The organism is Variovorax sp. RO1, assembly GCF_002849325.1.
GTDB lineage: Bacteria > Pseudomonadota > Gammaproteobacteria > Burkholderiales > Burkholderiaceae_C > Variovorax.
In genome coordinates this window covers 972,055-988,921 of record NZ_PKMT01000002.1, presented here as the reverse complement: position 1 = coordinate 988,921, position 16,867 = coordinate 972,055, and the positions used below count along the sequence as shown (strand labels likewise).

At 64.7% G+C, this 16,867-nt stretch carries 14 protein-coding genes; 10 read left to right on the top strand and 4 right to left on the bottom strand.

The window, feature by feature from the left end:
* Window positions 1-10 precede the first annotated feature (10 nt).
* Window positions 11-1,576 (bottom strand): threonine ammonia-lyase, biosynthetic, encoded by a 1,566-nt coding sequence (ilvA, locus tag CY658_RS15725; RefSeq protein WP_257884883.1) that lies wholly within the window; start codon window positions 1,574-1,576, stop codon window positions 11-13.
* A 232-nt stretch (window positions 1,577-1,808) separates the two neighbouring features.
* Here ilvA and CY658_RS15720 point away from each other — a divergent pair, with 232 nt between their 5' ends.
* A complete protein-coding gene (locus CY658_RS15720; protein WP_257884882.1) occupies window positions 1,809-2,780 on the top strand; it encodes a hypothetical protein in 972 nt (323 codons plus the stop codon).
* Between the two features lie 95 nt (window positions 2,781-2,875).
* Here CY658_RS15720 and CY658_RS15715 read toward each other — a convergent pair whose 3' ends face one another.
* The gene (locus CY658_RS15715; protein WP_101491063.1) at window positions 2,876-4,159 is read right to left on the bottom strand and encodes a porin; all 1,284 of its coding nucleotides are present in this window, start codon (window positions 4,157-4,159) and stop codon (window positions 2,876-2,878) included.
* 272 nt (window positions 4,160-4,431) lie between these two features.
* On the opposite strand from CY658_RS15715, the gene CY658_RS15710 reads away from it, so the two are divergent.
* Entirely contained in the window at window positions 4,432-4,881 is a 450-nt protein-coding gene (locus tag CY658_RS15710) for an OsmC family protein (RefSeq protein ID WP_056509299.1), read from the top strand.
* 25 nt (window positions 4,882-4,906) lie between these two features.
* Here the strand turns inward: CY658_RS15710 and coq7 are convergent, their stop codons facing one another.
* Window positions 4,907-5,536, bottom strand: a complete 630-nt coding sequence (coq7, locus tag CY658_RS15705) for a 2-polyprenyl-3-methyl-6-methoxy-1,4-benzoquinone monooxygenase (RefSeq protein WP_101491062.1) — start codon at window positions 5,534-5,536, stop codon at window positions 4,907-4,909.
* 281 nt (window positions 5,537-5,817) lie between these two features.
* Here coq7 and CY658_RS15700 point away from each other — a divergent pair, with 281 nt between their 5' ends.
* From CY658_RS15700 to ygiD, 8 genes are all read left to right on the top strand, one after another.
* Entirely contained in the window at window positions 5,818-7,041 is a 1,224-nt protein-coding gene (locus CY658_RS15700) for a porin (protein WP_101491061.1), read from the top strand.
* A 186-nt stretch (window positions 7,042-7,227) separates the two neighbouring features.
* Entirely contained in the window at window positions 7,228-8,208 is a 981-nt protein-coding gene (locus tag CY658_RS15695) for an ABC transporter permease (protein WP_056573001.1), read from the top strand.
* Between the two features lies 1 nt (window position 8,209).
* Window positions 8,210-9,493 carry a M20 aminoacylase family protein gene (locus CY658_RS15690; protein WP_101491060.1) on the top strand — a complete coding sequence of 428 codons (1,284 nt, stop codon included), beginning with the start codon at window positions 8,210-8,212 and terminating at the stop codon, window positions 9,491-9,493.
* A gap of 34 nt (window positions 9,494-9,527) precedes the next feature.
* Window positions 9,528-11,108, top strand: coding sequence for an ABC transporter substrate-binding protein (locus CY658_RS15685; protein ID WP_101491059.1), 1,581 nt, complete (start codon window positions 9,528-9,530; stop codon window positions 11,106-11,108).
* A 104-nt stretch (window positions 11,109-11,212) separates the two neighbouring features.
* Window positions 11,213-12,124, top strand: coding sequence for an ABC transporter permease (locus tag CY658_RS15680; RefSeq protein WP_101491058.1), 912 nt, complete (start codon window positions 11,213-11,215; stop codon window positions 12,122-12,124).
* A 20-nt stretch (window positions 12,125-12,144) separates the two neighbouring features.
* The gene (locus tag CY658_RS15675; protein ID WP_101491057.1) at window positions 12,145-13,215 is read left to right on the top strand and encodes an ABC transporter ATP-binding protein; all 1,071 of its coding nucleotides are present in this window, start codon (window positions 12,145-12,147) and stop codon (window positions 13,213-13,215) included.
* Window positions 13,212-14,252: an ABC transporter ATP-binding protein gene (locus CY658_RS15670; RefSeq protein WP_101491056.1), complete on the top strand. Its 1,041-nt coding sequence runs from the start codon at window positions 13,212-13,214 to the stop codon at window positions 14,250-14,252. The genes CY658_RS15675 and CY658_RS15670 overlap by 4 nt, the downstream gene beginning before the upstream one ends.
* A gap of 103 nt (window positions 14,253-14,355) precedes the next feature.
* Window positions 14,356-15,276, top strand: coding sequence for a 4,5-DOPA dioxygenase extradiol (ygiD, locus tag CY658_RS15665; RefSeq protein ID WP_101491055.1), 921 nt, complete (start codon window positions 14,356-14,358; stop codon window positions 15,274-15,276).
* A 28-nt stretch (window positions 15,277-15,304) separates the two neighbouring features.
* Here the strand turns inward: ygiD and zwf are convergent, their stop codons facing one another.
* Window positions 15,305-16,777 carry a glucose-6-phosphate dehydrogenase gene (zwf, locus tag CY658_RS15660; protein WP_101491054.1) on the bottom strand — a complete coding sequence of 491 codons (1,473 nt, stop codon included), beginning with the start codon at window positions 16,775-16,777 and terminating at the stop codon, window positions 15,305-15,307.
* Window positions 16,778-16,867 lie beyond the last annotated feature (90 nt).

Genomic DNA, 16,867 nt, shown 5'->3' with positions numbered 1-16,867 from the left:
TCTTTTCTTCTCAGGCCTGAAGGAACAGGCGGTAGGCCGGGTTGGCCGTTTCCTCGACGCAGGGGTAGCCCAGCGTTTCGAGGAAGCTGTCGAAGGCGGCCGACTCTTCGGCTGGCACCTGCAGGCCCACGAGGATGCGCCCGTAGTCGGCGCCCTGGTTGCGGTAGTGGAACAGGCTGATGTTCCAGTTCGGCCGCATCAGGCTCAGGAACTTGAGCAACGCACCCGGACGTTCGGGGAACACGAAGCGCAGCAGGCGCTCGTCGTGCGCGAGTCCCGTGCGACCGCCCACCAGATGGCGCAGATGCTCCTTGGCGAGTTCGTCGTGCGTGAGGTCGAGCGCGTCGAAGCCGTGCTCGATGAAGACCTTCGCGATCGTGGCTGACTCGCCGCGCGCCGAGGTCGTGAGGCCGACGAACACGTGGGCCTTGGCCGCGTCGCTGATGCGGTAGTTGAATTCGGTCACGCTGCGCGGTGCGCCGCCGGCAGGCAACTCACTGATCAGTTCGCAGAAACGACGGAAGCTGCCGCGCTCTTCGGGGATGGTCACGGCGAACAGTGCTTCGCGTTCTTCACCGACCTCGGCGCGCTCGGCCACGAAGCGCAGGCGGTCGAAATTCATGTTCGCGCCGCACAGGATCGCCGCGTAGGTCTCGCCCTGGCGGCCGTGCTCGGCTACGTACTGCTTGATGGCCGCCACGGCCAGCGCGCCGGCCGGCTCGACGATGCTGCGCGTGTCGACGAACACATCCTTGATGGCAGCGCACACGGCATCGGTGTCGACCGAGATGTAGCTGTCGACCAGGTTCTGCGCAATGCGGAAGGTTTCCTCGCCGACCAGCTTGACGGCGGTGCCATCGGAGAACAGGCCCACGTCGGGCAGGTTCACGCGCTGGTGCGCGGCGACCGATTGCATCATCGCGTCGGAGTCGTTCATCTGAACGCCGATCACCTTGATCTCGGGCCGCACGGCCTTGATGTAGTTGGCCACGCCGGAGATGAGGCCACCGCCACCGATCGCCACGAACACTGCGTCGAGCGGACCCTGGTGCTGGCGCAGGATTTCCATCGCGATGGTGCCTTGGCCCGCGATGACATCGGGGTCGTCGAACGGATGGACGAAGGTCAGGTTCTGTTGCGCTTGCAATTCGAGCGCATGCAGGTAGGCATCGGAATAGCTGTCGCCGTGCAACACGATCTCGCCGCCGAAACCGCGCACCGCATCGATCTTCAATTGCGGCGTGGTCACGGGCATCACGATCACTGCGCGCGTGCCGAGCTTGCGCGCACCGAGCGCAACGCCTTGTGCGTGGTTGCCGGCCGATGCGCAAATCACGCCACTCGCCAATTGCGCTTTGCTGAGGTGCGCCATCTTGTTATAGGCACCGCGCAGTTTGAAACTGAAGACGGGTTGTTGGTCCTCGCGCTTGAGCAATACGGTATTGCCTAGCCGCTCGCTGAGCGCGCGCGCCTTCTCCAGAGCGGACTCGACGGCCACGTCGTAGACCCGCGCATTGAGGATTTTTCTGAGATAGTCGGCGGGCGTTAAAGCCGCGGTAACGGGTGCATTGCGCAAGATCTTTTCCAGGGAGTTTTCATTTGCTAACCATCAATCATAAGAGGCATCGGTATTGCATGCGGGGAATGTCATGGACACAAATGTCATAAACCTATTCCGCAAGGCTCCAGCTGCAAATGATTCCGGTTTTTTTGCGCGCACCTATCCCGCGATTCATACGCCCGCTAATTCGATAACTGTTGGGCAGAATTTGTTATCAGTTTCTGTCAGTGACCTTTCGAAAGGACTGATGCAAGCCGAGGCCGCACGCGTGCAACGCGGCGAAATCGGACGGCCCACATGGCAGGTCATGGGCAACAGATTGCGTGCACACATCGTTCCGTTGCTGGGCGATGTGCAGGCGACGTTGTTCGTGACGGCCGATGTGCAGCGACTGATCGATCACCTTGGCGAGCAAGGCTTCACCAGCACAACGATCGCGCAGTACCTCGTGTTGTTGCGCAAGATCGTGATGCACGGTGTGCACACCGGCGCGGTGCGCGAAGCGCCCGTGTTTCCGAAGATCAAGGTGCGCAGCCAGCCGCGAGGCAGCTTCAGCGTGGCGGAGTACCGCGCGCTGATTGCGGCCGCGCGCAAGTTGCGTGGTCACTCGCATCCGGTGCTTGATCGGTTGACGGCTGGTGAGCGCTTCTGGATTGCACGTGAACTGCTCGTCATGCCCGACGAGCTGCCGTGGCTGATCCGCTGGATGGTCAATACCTTCGTGCGCCCGAGCGATATCAAGCTCATGAAGCACAAGCACATCGAGGTCGTGCGCGGCAAGCACGTCTACCTGCGGATGAACTTGCCGGAGACCAAGCGGCACAGCCAACCCATCGTGAGCCTGCGGCCTGCTGTTCGTGTCTATGAATGTTTGCGCGCCTATCGCGAGGCGCATGGCTTCGGCGGGGCGGAAGACTACATCTTCATGCCGCACCTGAAGAACCGCGAGCACGCGCTGGCGGTTCTCAATTTCTTCTTTCACTGGGTGCTCGAAAAGACGGGGCTCGAGAAGGGCCCACTGGGTCAATCGAGGACGCTGTATTGCCTGCGCCATACCGCCATCACGTTGCGGTTGTTGTATGGGCAAGGAATCGACATGCTGACCTTGGCGCGCAATGCACGCACGAGCGTCAACATGGTCGAGCGTTTCTACGCATCGGTGCTGAGCGGAGAAATGAATGTGGGGCTGCTGCAGAGCAGGCGTGGCCGGGTGAGTTGAGGAAGGACAAAAAGCTGCCCGGCGTGAGCCGGGCAGCTTGGAGGCCTCTTGATTCAAACTGGCAAGGGCCAGCATGAGAATCGAGCCGTGGTCGATCAGAAGGCGTGGCGGATGCCGAAGTCGTAGCCGGTCGAGGTCTTCGGGGTGAAGTCACCGGTGGTCACGAAGGCCGGGCCGCCAACGGTCAGGGCTGCACCATTCTTGTTGCTCACGCGAGCAACGGTGGCGTACAGGGCCGTGCGCTTCGACAGGTTGTGCACGTAGCCGATAGCCAGCTTGTTCGCCTTCGGGTCAGCAGCGCGGGGTGTGAAGAACGACTCGGGCTGGTTCAGGTCGTACTTGACGGACGAGTACGAAGCGCGGATCAGACCAGCGCCGACGGGCACGGTCACACCCAGCAGGTAGCCGGTCAGATCAGTGTCAGGCGTAGCGTGGGTGAGCGGGGCGACTTCGTAGTCAACCTTGTTCTTGACGCGCGACACTTCACCGAACAGCTTCACGGGACCGAAGTCGTACGAAGCGCCCAGGTTCAGCGTGTTGACCTTGGAGGTCGTGCCCACGTAGAACTGGTCATCCGAGGTGCTGCTGCCATAAGCCAGCGCAACGTCCAGAGGACCGTTGGCGTAGCCGAAGCGGCCACCGACGTAACGGCCGGTGCGACTCTTGGCAGCTGCAACGTCAGTTTTTTCGATCGCGCCAGTCTTCGGATTCAGAGCGAAAGCGGTGCCGGCTTTGGGTGTGAAGTTGGCGTTGTCGTACTTGTTCTGCTCATGGAAGCCGTACTGCACTTGGCCGTAGAAGCCGCCCAGGTTCGGGGGCAGGAAGTAGCCGATGGTGTTGCTGGCGCGAACGTAGTTCGGGTTGCCACCAAAGCCACCCGAACCGCCGGTAGTGTTGAAATTGCCGGCCGTCATGATCAGGTTGGTGCCCACACCGTTGGTGCCGAACGGATCGAACACGGTGTCGTTCCAGAACGTCGGGGTGTAATCACGACCCAGGCGAACTTCACCGAAACCACCCGACAGGCTCACGGTCGAACGACGCGAGAACGTCGAAACACCGGTTGCGCCGTCGTCATTGGTGATCGGGGCTTCGAGCCAGAAGCTGGCGGCCAGGCCACCACCCAAGTCTTCGGTGCCACGGAAGCCCAGGCGACTGGTGTTGTAACCCGAGTTGGCCAGAGCCGTACGGCTGACTTTGACACTGCCCTTATTCACATAGAAGGGGTTGTAGACCGGGAAGCCAGCAGCGTTGTACGTCACGCCGTTGTTCTGGTCACGCGAGGTGGACGAGTAGCCGCTGATCGACGCGTCGACCACACCAAACAGAGTGACGGACGACTGAGCCGAGGCAACACCGGCAACAGCCAGGGCAGCCAGAGCAGCTGCCCTTTCGGGGGCGGATGGCTAGAGTGGCTCTCTGTCGATCGGACAAAGAAAAAAGCCCCGAGTCTTGCGACTCGGGGCTAAATCCACCAATTGGAAGGGTGGAGGAGACAACTGGGTGCACATCATGAAGTGCGCAGCAATGAAATAGAGTATACCCACCCTTTGTTGCGACGCAACAAGCGGGCGATGCTTTTCCCACACACAAGTTGATGTTTGGTGCGCATTTTTCCGCACCAATTCGTCCCATTTGGAACTGAAACACCATGGAATGCACAGTAAGTTGGACCGGTGACGCAGGCACTCGATCGGCCATGGGCTTCGTGGCCGAGACTGGCAGCGGCCACGTCCTGATGATGGACGGGGCGCCAGACGCGGCCAAGCCCGAGAACGGCGGCCAGAACCTGGCCGCGCGGCCAATGGAAACCGTGCTCGCGGGTACCGGGGGCTGTACCGCCTATGACGTGGTGCTCATATTGAAGAGGGGGCGCCATCGCGTCGAGCGCTGCAGCGTCAAGCTGACCAGCGAGCGCGCGGAAAAGGACCCCAAGGTCTTCACGAAGATCCACATGCATTTCACCGTGGCGGGCAAGGGAATTCCGGCTCCCGCGGTAGAGCGGGCAATCGCCCTGAGCCACGAAACCTATTGCTCGGCCAGCATCATGCTGGCGAAGACGGCGGAAATCACGACCAGCTTCGACCTGATCGAAACCTGAAACGCCCGCAGCGGCGCCTGCGAGGCTAGATCCGGTGCGCTACGGTCGTCATGACCCGTGATGCCAGGCGCATGAGGGCCTTGGCTGGCGCCGGCAGTTCCGCCGCGCCAGCGTCCACGGCTTGCGTGGCGTGGCGGGCTTCGTCGACCTTCATCTGCTCGACCACGGCGCGCGAGGCGTGATCGGTCGGCGGCAGGCGATCCAGGTGGCTTTCGAGGTGCGCTTCCACCTGGCGTTCGGTTTCTGCAACGAAACCGAGGCTCAAGGGATCGCCCAGGCGTCCGGCAATCAGGCCGAGGCCGAAGGCTCCCGCATACCAGAGCGGATTCAAGAGGGACGGGCGGGCACCCAGGTCGTCCAGCCGCTGCCGGGTCCAGGCCAGGTGGTCGGTTTCTTCATGCGCGGCTTCCAGGAAATGGGCGCGCAATGCCGGGTCACGCGTCACAGCGGCTTGGGCGGTGTACAGCGCCTGTGCACACACTTCGCCGACATGGTTCACGCGCATCAGGGCGCCGGCTTCGCGGCGTTCCGATTCGCTCAGTTCACCTTGCGGCTCAGTTGCAGGGGGAAGCGCCCGAGTGGCGTGAGATCGGGCAAAAAGCGTGCGCAAAGCCGCATCGGCGGCAGTCAGGGCTGGGTCGAACAAGGCGGTCATGCGCCTATTTGAACCCACCTGCTCAGCGATGCAAGTCGGCCACATTTTGTTTCACATCATGGAAAAACAACCCGCCTAAGCCCTTTGTTGCACGACTGCAACGAAACACGCGGGGCTTCCCAGATTTAGGGCGATTTGTTTTGCCCTGTTGCAGTGGCTCTGGTGCAATAGCATCAACTTCCCAAAAGGAGGTTGGCCCGGGGTCCGGTGGGAGCACAAAGTGCCAGTCACGGTGAGCCCTTCGCACCGGAGCCCTATGTTTAACCTTGGAGAAACTTGCAATGAAAAAATCTCTAGTTGCTCTGGCTGCCCTGGCTGTTGCCGGTGTTGCCTCGGCTCAGTCGTCCGTCACTCTGTTTGGTGTGGTCGACGCGTCGATCAGCGGCTACTCGTCCACCTCGCGTGACCTGCGCGGCGCCACGTTCCTGAACCCGTTCTACCTGAACCAGGGCAGCGTCAAGGTCAGCCGTACGGCTCTGGCCAACTCGGGTTACAACTCCAGCCGTCTGGGCTTCCGTGGTACGGAAGACCTGGGTGGCGGCCTGGCAGCCAGCTTCTGGCTCGAAGCCCCGATCACCAATGACGACGGCGCAACCGGCGTGTCGACGTTCGCTCGTCGCTCGACCGTGAGCCTGTCGGGTGGTTTCGGTGAAGTTCGCCTGGGTCGTGATTACACCCCGACGTTCTGGAACGACACCGTGTTCGATCCGTTCGGCACCAACGGCGTTGGCACCAACCTGATCTCGACGGCCAGCGGTTTCAACACCACCGGCGGTTCGGGTGGCTTTGGTGGCAACCCGAACTACGTTCGCGCCAGCAACACCATCGGCTACTTCCTGCCCCCGAACCTGGGCGGCTTCTACGGCCAAGTGCAGTACGGCTTCCACGAGAAGGACAAGTTCAGCCCCGGTACCGCTACGCCTAACGTCGCGAACAACTCGCGCACCGGTCGTTACGTCGGTGGCCGCTTCGGCTACGCCAACGGTCCTCTGGACGTTGCGCTGGCTTATGGCAGCAGCACCTCGGGTGACCAGTTCTACGCTGGCGTGACCAACAAGGTCAACACGCTGAACCTGGGCGCTTCGTATGACTTCGGTCCCGTGAAGCTGTTCGGTGAAGTGTCGCGCGTCAAGAACAAGGTCGACTACGAAGTCACCCCGTTCGCCAACGCCGCTGCTGACACCGATCTGACCGGTTACCTGCTGGGCGTGACTGTGCCCGTCGGTGCTGGCCTGATCCGCGCTTCGTACTCGCACGTCAAGTACGACTTCAACCAGCCCGAGTCGTTCTTCACGCCCCGCGTTTCCGACCCGAAGGCTAACAAGCTGGCCATCGGCTACGTGCACAACCTGTCGAAGCGCACGGCTCTGTACGCTACCGTCGCTCGCGTGAGCAACAAGAACGGTGCAGCTCTGACCGTCGGCGGCCCGGCCTTCATCAACAGCGGTGTCTTCACCCCGAAGAACTCGACCGGCTACGACTTCGGTATCCGTCACGCTTTCTAATTTGATGCTGGCGTAAGCCAGCTTCGAATCGAAAGACTCAAAAGCCACCCGGCGCAAGCCGGGTGGCTTTTTTCATTTGGGGCGCGCTTGTTCTCACTCGTAAAAATTGCGCCTCCACCCCCGGGGAACCCCCGTGCGGGCACGCTGCTTGCACTGCTAGCATGCCGCGATCACTATTGTTGTTGAATGACTGCCTTTGTACTGCGCCGCCTGATCCAGGCCGTGATCGTGATGATCGCGGTCGCGTTCATTGCCTTCCTCCTCTTTCAATATGTCGGCGACCCGGTCGTGTTCCTGTTGGGACAGGACGCCAAGCCCGATCAGATCCGTGAAATGCGCGCCGCATTGGGGCTCGACCGACCCTTCTTCGTGCAGTTCTGGCATTTCCTCGTCAACGCCGCACAAGGCGAGTTCGGGCTGAGCCTGCGTCAGGGCGCCAAGGTGTCGCGCCTGATCGGCGAGCGCTTTCCGGCCACGCTCGAACTCGCACTCGTGGCCGCAGCTCTGGCCCTGTTCGTCGGCATTCCGATGGGCGTGTACACCGCGTTGCGCCGTGGCACCTTCATGAGCCAGGTGTTCATGACTGTGTCGCTGCTCGGCGTGTCGCTGCCCACCTTCCTGATCGGCATCCTGCTGATCCTCGTCTTCGCCGTGACGCTGGGCTGGTTCCCGAGCTTCGGGCGCGGTGACACGGTGCAGTTCGGCTGGTGGACCAGCGGCCTGTTCAAGGCCGACGGCTGGCACCACATCATCCTGCCGGCGGTGACGTTGGCGATCTTCCAGCTCACGCTGATCATGCGGCTGGTGCGCGCCGAGATGCTCGAGGTGCTGCGCACCGACTACATCAAGTTCGCGCGCGCGCGGGGCCTGTCGAACCGCGCGATCCACTTCGGCCATGCGCTCAAGAACACGCTGGTGCCGGTCATGACCATCACGGGCCTGCAGCTCGGTGGCCTGATCGCCTTCGCGATCATCACGGAGTCGGTGTTCCAGTGGCCTGGCATGGGGCTGCTCTTCATCCAGGCAGTGACCTTCGCTGACATCCCCGTGATGGCCGCCTACCTGTGCCTGATTGCGCTGATCTTCGTGGTGATCAACCTCGTGGTCGACCTGTTGTACTTCGTGGTCGATCCCCGGCTGCGCGTGGGCAAGGCGGGAGGCCATTGAGGTGAGCGCCGTAACAGCCGCCACGGCCGCAGCAACGCCGCGCCTGCAGGCCTCCGGCCGGGCCTTCGCGCACATCGCCAGCTTCTATCCCGAGATCACGGCCTTCCGCCGCGACCTGCACGCCAACCCCGAACTCGGCTTCGAAGAGGTCTACACCTCGGGCCGCGTGCGCGAAGCACTGCGCGCTTGCGGCGTGGACGAGATCCACGACGGTATCGGCAAGACCGGCGTCGTCGGCGTCATCCGTGGCAAGTCGACGGCCAGCGGTCGCATGATCGGCCTGCGTGCCGACATGGACGCGCTGCCCATGCGCGAAGACAACGACTTCGGCTGGCGCTCCGCCAACGACGGCCTGATGCACGGCTGCGGCCACGACGGCCACACCGCCATGCTGGTCGGCGCCGCACGCTACCTGGCCGAGACGCGCGACTTCGACGGCACCGCCGTGCTGATCTTCCAGCCCGGCGAAGAAGGCTTTGCCGGTGCGCGCGTGATGATCGAAGACGGCCTGTTCGACCGCTTTCCGGTGAACGCCGTCTATGCGATGCACAACTGGCCCGCGATGCCGGCCGGCACCGTGGGCATCAACCGTGGCGCCATGATGGCCGCGGCCGATCGCGTGACGATCGAGATCAAGGGCAAGGGCGGCCATGGCGCGCACGCCTACCAGACCATCGATCCCGTCGTGGTGGCCGCGCACATCATCACCGCGGCGCAGACCATCGTGTCGCGCAGCGTGCGCCCCATCGACGCGGCCGTCGTCAGCATCTGCGCGGTGCAGGCCGGCGACCTCGGTGCCATGAGCGTGATCCCGGGCGAGGCCACACTGGTCGGCACCGTGCGCACCTTCAGCGCGCGCGTGCAGGCGCAGGTCGAGCAGCGCCTGAGCGAGCTGTGCACGGCCATTGCCACCGGCTTTGGCGCGACCGCGACGATCAAGTACGAACGCATTTATCCGGCCACGATCAACACGGCGCCCGAGGCGATGTTCGCGGCCGACGTGGCCGAGTCGCTGGTCGGTGCAAAGAACGTCGATCGCAACCTGGAGCCCAGCATGGGCGCCGAAGATTTCTCTTTCATGCTGCAGAAGAAGGCTGGTGCCTATCTGCGCATCGGCCAGGACGCCCGCAGCGGCGCCTTCCTGCACAACAGCCGCTACGACTTCAATGACGAGATCCTGCCGCTCGGCGCCGCATTGCATGCGGGGCTGATCGAGCGGGGCATGCCGCTTGCCGCCACCCGCGGTACGCAGCCAGAGCAAGCAGCCGCCACCGCGGCTTCTTGATGTGTTTTTTGATCCCAACCCGAGGAGTGTTCCCATGAGTTTCAAGAAGAAGGCGGCCGCGGTCGCTGTCCTGTGCGCTCTGAGCGCCGTCAGCATGGTCGCGAGCGCGCAGACCATCCGCATCGCGAACCAGGGCGATGCCCTGTCGCTCGATCCGCACTCGCTCAACGAGTCGCTGCAACTGAGCGTCACCGCCAACGTCTATGAAACTCTCGTGGGCCGCAACAAGGACCTGAGCCTGGCACCGCTGCTGGCCACGAGCTGGAAGCAGACCTCGCCGAACGTGTGGCGCTTCGAGCTGCGCAAGGGCGTCGTGTTCCATGACGGCACGCCGTTCAGCGCCGACGACGTGGTGTTCAGCTTCGCGCGTGCGCAGGGCGACGGCTCCGACATGAAGGCCACACTCAGCGAGATCAAGGCCGTGCGCAAGGTCGGCGACCTCGCCGTCGAAATCGAAACCAACGGCCCGTTCCCGATCCTGCCCGACGTGATCTCGCTCACCATGATCATGAGCAAGAAGTGGTGCGAGGAAAACCAGGCCACCAAGCCCGTCGACCGCCGCAAGGGCATCGAGAACACCGCCTCGTTCAAGGCCAACGGCACCGGTCCGTTCCGCGTGCGCGAACGCCAGCCCAACGTGCGCACCGTGTTCACGCGCAACGGCACCTACTGGGGCAAGATCGACGGCAACGCGCAGGAGATCGTGTTCACGCCCATCGCCAACCCCGCGACCCGCGTGGCCGCGCTGGTCTCCGGCGAAGTCGACGTGATGGAGCCCGTGCCCGTGCAGGACATCGCGCGCATCAACGCCGCGCCCAACGCCCGCGTCATCACCGGCCCCGAGATGCGCACCATCTTCCTGGGCATGGACCAGAAGCGCGACGAGCTGCAGTACTCGAACGTGAAGGGCAAGAACCCGTTCAAGGACAAGCGCGTGCGACAGGCCTTCTACCAGGCCATCGACATTGCCGGCATCCAGCGCACCGTGATGCGCGGCGCCTCCAAACCCACCGCGCTGCTCGTCGGCCCGGGCATCAACGGCTGGACCGCCGACCAGGACAAGCGCTTGCCCTTCGACGTCGATGCCGCCAAGAAGCTGCTGACCGAAGCCGGCTACCCGAACGGCTTTGAAGTCTCGATGAACTGCCCGAACGACCGCTACGTGAACGACGGCCAGATCTGTCAGAGCGTGGCCGCCAACCTCGCGAAGATCGGCGTGAAGATCAACCTCGTGGCCGAGACCAAGGGCACCTACTTCCCGAAGATCCTGCGCCGCGACACCAGCTTCTACATGCTGGGCTGGACCCCGACCACCTATGACTCGCACAACGCGCTGAGCTCGCTCACCTCGTGCCCCGACGACAAGGGCACGGGCCAGTTCAACCTGGGTGCCTACTGCAACCCCAAGCTGGACGAGCTGACCAAGAAGATCCAGTCCGAGTCGGACAAGGGCAAGCGCAACGAGATGATCAAGGAAGCCTTCAAGGTCCATTCCGACGACATCGGCCACCTGCCGCTGCATCAGCAGTCGCTGGCCTGGGGCGTGAGCAAGAAGGTCGAGCTGGTGCAACTGGCCGACAACTTCATGTACTTCAAGTGGATGAGCATCAAGTAAGTCGACCCTGGGCCGCTGCCTGAGCGGCCCGACCATGGGCCCGCTTGTTGCGGGCCCATTCTTTTTTGCCTCACGATGAAAAATAACCCCCACGCGGCCCGGCGATGAAAAAAACCCTTGCTCGCTGGCTCGACAGCGATGTCGGCTACAGCTTCCGCAACTCGCCGGTGGCGATCGCTGCCGCCGTCATTGCGCTGGTGTGCGTCTTCTGTTCGGTGTTCGCCGGATGGGTGTCGCCGCACAATCCTTTTGACCTCGCCACCCTCGAACTCGGCGACGCCCGCCTGCCGCCAGCCTGGAACGCCGAAGGCTCCTCCAAGTACCTGCTCGGCACCGACGACCAGGGCCGCGACATTCTTTCGGCCGTGATCTACGGCGCGCGCATCTCGCTGATCGTCGGCGTGGTGTCGGTGGTGCTGTCGGTCGTGGTCGGCGTGGTGCTCGGCCTGCTGGCCGGCTTCTTCGGCGGTTGGCTCGATTCCTTCCTCATGCGCGTGTGCGACGTGATGCTGTCGTTCCCGCCGATCCTGGTCGCGCTGCTCATCGCCGGTGTCGGCCGTGCGCTCTTTCCGAGCGCGCACGAATCGCTGGCCTTCGGCGTGCTGATCATTTCGATCTCGCTCACGGGCTGGGTGCAGTACGCGCGCACCGTGCGCGGCTCCACGCTGGTGGAGCGCAACAAGGAGTACGTGCAGGCCGCGCGCGTCACCGGCGTGGCGCCGCTGCGCATCATGCTGCGCCACGTGCTGCCCAACGTGATGGGGCCGGTGATGGTGCTGGCCACCATCCAGGTCGCGACCGCGATCATCACCGAGGCCACGCTGTCGTTCCTGGGTGTCGGCGTGCCGCCGACCTCGCCCTCGCTGGGCACGCTCATCAGCATCGGCAACCAGTACCTGTTCTCGGGTGAATGGTGGATCACGGTGTTCCCGGGCCTGATGCTGGTGCTCATCGCACTCAGCGTGAACCTGCTCGGCGACTGGCTGCGCGACGCGCTCAATCCGCGCTTGCGCTGAACAGAAAAGGACAACGCCCCATGACGCTGCTCCAGGTCAAAGACCTCGTCGTCGAATTTCCGCACCGTCGCGGCACGCTGCGCGCGATCGACCGCATTTCCTTCGACATCGCGCCGGGAGAAATCCTCGGCGTGGTGGGCGAATCGGGTGCGGGCAAGTCGCTCACCGGCGCGGCCATCATCGGCCTGCTCGAACCGCCGGGCCGCGTGGCCAGCGGCGAGATCCTGCTCGAGGGCCAACGCATCGACAACCTCGGCTTCGATGCGATGCGCCCCATCCGCGGCCGCAAGATCGGCGCGATCTTTCAAGATCCGCTGACCTCGCTGAACCCGCTGTACACGGTGGGCCGCCAGCTCATCGAGACCATCCGCACCCACCTGCCTGTGACCGAATCGGAAGCGCGCAAGCGCGCCATCGGCCTGCTGCAGGACACCGGCATTCCCGCCGCCGAACAGCGCATCGACCACTTTCCGCACCAGTTCTCGGGCGGCATGCGCCAGCGCGTGGTGATTGCGCTTGCGCTCGCGGCCGAGCCCAAGCTCATCGTGGCCGACGAGCCGACCACCGCGCTCGACGTGTCGATCCAGGCGCAGATCATCCAGCTGCTCAAGCAGATCTGCAAAGACCGTGGCGCGGCGGTGATGCTCATCACGCACGACATGGGCGTGATCGCCGAAACCTGCGATCGCGTGGCCGTGATGTACGCGGGCCGCATCGCCGAGATCGGTCCGGTGCACGAAGTGATCCACCAGCCCGCGCATCCCTACACCTCAGGCCTGATGGCGTCGATCCCCGACATGACGATCGACCGCGAACGGCTCAACCAGATCGACGGCGCGATGCCGCGGCTCAACGCCATTCCGACCGGCTGTGCCTACAACCCGCGCTGCCCGCGCACCTTTGCGCGCTGCCTGACCGAACGGCCCGAGCTGATGCATGCGGGCGCCACGCGCGCCGCCTGCTGGCTGCACGACGCCGCCGACCCACATGCGGGGCAGGCCGAGATCGCCGCGCAACACCACGACGCCCTGGCGGCCGGCGAGCGCGCCACGCCCGAGGCGACCGAACCCCTCGTGGAGGTGACCCGATGAGCGCCGTGACCGAACCCCGCACCGCCACGACCGCGGCCGCCACGGGCGAGCCGCTCGTGGTCGCGCACGACCTCGCGCGCACCTTCGACGTGTCGCCGCCCTGGCTCAACCGCGTGCTCGAACGCAAGCCGCGTGTGCTGCTGCATGCGGTGGATGGCGTGAGCTTTTCGATCGAGCGCGGCAAGACGCTCGCGCTGGTGGGCGAGTCGGGCTGCGGCAAGAGCACCGTCGCACGGCTGCTGGTCGGCCTGTATGCGCCGACCCGCGGTGGCCTGCAGTTCGACGGGCAGGATGCGCACGCCGCGTTCAAGACACCCGAAGGCCGGCAGCTGCGCCGCCGCATCCAGATGATCTTCCAGGACCCTTACGCGAGCCTCAACCCGCGCTGGATCGTCGAGGACATCATCGGCGAGCCGCTGCGCGAGCACGGCATCCTTACCGACAAGGACGCACTGCGCCAGCGCGTGGGCGAACTGCTGCAGTCGGTGGGCCTCTCGCCGCTGGACATGAGCAAGTACCCGCACCAGTTCTCGGGCGGCCAGCGCCAGCGCATCTCGATCGCCCGCGCGCTCGCCACGCAGCCCGAGTTCCTGGTGTGCGACGAGCCCACCTCCGCGCTCGACGTGAGCGTGCAGGCGCAGGTGCTCAACATCATGAAGGACCTGCAGCGCGAGCAGGGCCTGACGTACCTCTTCATCTCGCACAACCTCGCCGTGGTGCGCCACGTCGCCGACCAGGTTGGCGTGATGTACCTGGGCCGGCTGGTCGAGGTGGCGGACAAGCAGAAGCTCTTTGCCGAGCCGCAGCACCCGTACACCCGCATGCTGCTCGACGCGATCCCGCAGATGAAGCACACCGGCCGTGCGCGCACACCGGTGCAGGGCGAGGTGCCGAACCCGCTGAACCCGCCGACCGGCTGCGCCTTTCATCCGCGCTGCCCGCATGCCAATGCGCGCTGCTCGTCGGAGCGACCGTCGCTGATGAGCCTCAAGGGCGTGCAGGTGGCCTGCCACGCTGTGGAGGAAGGGCGGATCTGAAGGTACGTCACCGAAGCGGAAGGAGATCGGCCGAAGTGTGCGTAAAGGCACTGCGGCGCAGCGAGAGATGAGGCAGAGTCCGGCGCTTGTCCCGAACGAAACCATGACATCTCCGACGATCCCTTCCTCATTGGCGGCCCGCCTGCTCGGCCGCCGCGGCTTTCTCATGGGCTCGGCGCTGGGTGCGACCGCCGCGCTGGCGTCGATGGCCGAGATCGCGCACGCGGCAGGCGCGTCAACCGCGCGCCGCATGCCCGTCATCTTCATCGGCCACGGCTCGCCGATGAATGCGCTCGCGGACAACGCCTTCACGCGCCGCCTCGCCGCCTGGGGCCGCGAGCTGCCGCGCCCCACGGCGATCCTCAGCGTGTCGGCGCATTGGCTCAGCCAGGGCGCGACCGGCGTCACGGTGCAGACCCGGCCCAAGACGATCTACGATTTCGGCGGTTTTCCGCAGGCGCTGTTCGACATCGAATACCCCGCGTCGGGTCATCCCGCGCTCGCACGCGCGGCGGTCGGCGCCGTCAAGCAGACGCCGGTGATCGCCACCGAGCAGTGGGGGCTGGACCACGGCACCTGGACCGTGCTGAAGCACCTGTACCCGAAGGCCGACGTGCCGGTCTTCCAGCTCAGCATCGACTACGACAAGCCGGCGGCGTTCCATCATGCGGTGGGGCGCGACCTGGCGGCCTTGCGCGATCAGGGCGTGCTCGTGATGGGCAGCGGCAACGTGGTGCACAACCTGCGCGTGACCGACCGTGGCACGCCCGATGGCCCGAAGGCGAGCCGCCCGTGGGCGCAGTCTTTCGACGATGCGGTGAAGGCCGCGCTGGCCGGCCGGGACGACCGTGCGCTGATCGGCTACGAGAAACTCGAAGGGGCGTCGACCGCCGTGGCCACGCCGGACCACTACTTTCCCTTCCTGTATGCCCTGGGCGCTGCGGCGCCGGGCGAGCGTGCGAAGACCGTCTACGAAGGCTTCCAGTCGGGCACGCTCGGCATGCGCTGTCTTCAGTTCGGCTGAAGGAAGGCCGCGCAGCCTTGCTGCTGGGTTACTGCTCTTCGCCCCAGGCGAAGCCGTCGCGCGCGATCATGGCGCTCGATGCGCTGGGGCCCCAGGTGCCGGCCGCATAAGGGCGCGGGCCGCCGTCGGATTCCCAGGAATCGATGAGCGGCTCGACCCAGCGCCAGGCTTCTTCCTGCTCGTCGCTGCGCACGAACAGGTTGAGGCGGCCGTCGATCACGTCGAGCAGCAGGCGTTCGTAGGCGCCCACGCGCTCGGCACCGAAGCGCTTGTCGAAGTCGAGGTCGAGCTGCACCGGCGCCAGCTGCGCGGCGCTGGCGTGGCCGTTGCCGCCGCGCTGGCGGTTGTCCTGTGCCTGCGCGAGCATGTGCAGTTCCAGGCCGTCCTTCGGCTGCAGGTTGATCACCAGCTTGTTGACGTTGCCGGTGGGCGCGCGGTAGATCGCGTGCGGCGTCGGGCGGAAGTTGACCTCGATGCGCGCGTCGCGCGAAGCTAGGCGCTTGCCGGTGCGGATGTAGAAGGGCACGCCGGCCCAGCGCCAGTTGGCGATTTCGGTACGCAGCGCCACGAAGGTTTCGGTGCGGCTGTCGGGGTTCACGCCCGGCTCGTCGCGATAGCCCTGCACCCGTTCGCCGTAGGCCGTGCCGGCCGTGTACTGGCCGCGCACCGCATGCAGGCCGAGCGTCTCGGGCGTCCAGGGCTTGAGCGCGCGCAGCACCTTGAGTTTTTCGTCGCGGATGGCGTCGGCGTGCGCGTTGATCGGCGGCTCCATGGCCACGGCGCACAGCAGCTGCAGCGCGTGGTTCTGCACCATGTCGCGCAGCGCGCCGGTCTGGTCGTAGAAGGCGCCGCGCTTTTCCACGCCCAGGTCTTCGGCCATGGTGATCTGGATGTTGGCGATGTGCTCGCGGCGCCAGATGGGTTCGAACAGCGCGTTGCCGAAGCGCATCGCGAACAGGTTCTGCACCGAGGGCTTGCCCAGGTAGTGGTCGATGCGGAAGACCTGCTTTTCCTCGAGCACCTTGCCCACCGCCGCGTTGATCGCGCGGTTGGAGGCGAGGTCGTGGCCCAGCGGCTTTTCGAGCACGACGCGGGTGCGCGGGCCGTTGAGCCCGGCGGCGGCGATCTGCTCGACCACCTGCGTGAAGAGCGCGGGCGCCGTGGCCACGTACATCACGACCGTCTTGGCGTCGCGCTGCTTGAGGAGGTCGGCCAGGCTGGCGTAGTCGGCGGGCTTGGACAGGTCCATGCGCAGGTAGTGCAGCATGGAGGCGAACTTCTTGAACTCCTCGGGCGAGGGGCGCTTGGCGCCTTCGACGGCGCTGAAACGCGACTGGATCAGCTCGCGGTACTGGTCGTCCGACAGGTCGTCGCGCGCCACGCCGACGATGCGTCCGTCCTGCGGCAGGCTGCCGTGCCTGAAGGCCTGGAACAGCGCGGGCATCAGTTTGCGCCACGCAAGGTCGCCAGTACCGCCGAACAGAACGAGATCGAAGCTCATGAGAAAACTTTCCTTTTGTCTGGATGCAGAGCAGGCCGTGTGCCAGTCGCGATGGTACTTCTACCGATTCGGCACACCTGTACTAAAGCT

Bases quoted from the DNA above. Each gene is read 5' to 3' on its own strand.
- CY658_RS15720 (WP_257884882.1), top strand. From the start codon at position 1,809: ATGCAAGCCGAGGCCGCACGCGTGCAACGCGGCGAAATCGGACGGCCC.
- CY658_RS15710 (WP_056509299.1), top strand. From the start codon at position 4,432: ATGGAATGCACAGTAAGTTGGACCGGTGACGCAGGCACTCGATCGGCC.
- coq7 (WP_101491062.1), bottom strand. From the start codon at position 5,536: ATGACCGCCTTGTTCGACCCAGCCCTGACTGCCGCCGATGCGGCTTTG.
- CY658_RS15700 (WP_101491061.1), top strand. From the start codon at position 5,818: ATGAAAAAATCTCTAGTTGCTCTGGCTGCCCTGGCTGTTGCCGGTGTT.
- CY658_RS15695 (WP_056573001.1), top strand. From the start codon at position 7,228: ATGACTGCCTTTGTACTGCGCCGCCTGATCCAGGCCGTGATCGTGATG.
- CY658_RS15685 (WP_101491059.1), top strand. From the start codon at position 9,528: ATGAGTTTCAAGAAGAAGGCGGCCGCGGTCGCTGTCCTGTGCGCTCTG.
- CY658_RS15680 (WP_101491058.1), top strand. From the start codon at position 11,213: ATGAAAAAAACCCTTGCTCGCTGGCTCGACAGCGATGTCGGCTACAGC.
- CY658_RS15675 (WP_101491057.1), top strand. From the start codon at position 12,145: ATGACGCTGCTCCAGGTCAAAGACCTCGTCGTCGAATTTCCGCACCGT.
- CY658_RS15670 (WP_101491056.1), top strand. From the start codon at position 13,212: ATGAGCGCCGTGACCGAACCCCGCACCGCCACGACCGCGGCCGCCACG.
- ygiD (WP_101491055.1), top strand. From the start codon at position 14,356: ATGACATCTCCGACGATCCCTTCCTCATTGGCGGCCCGCCTGCTCGGC.
- zwf (WP_101491054.1), bottom strand. From the start codon at position 16,777: ATGAGCTTCGATCTCGTTCTGTTCGGCGGTACTGGCGACCTTGCGTGG.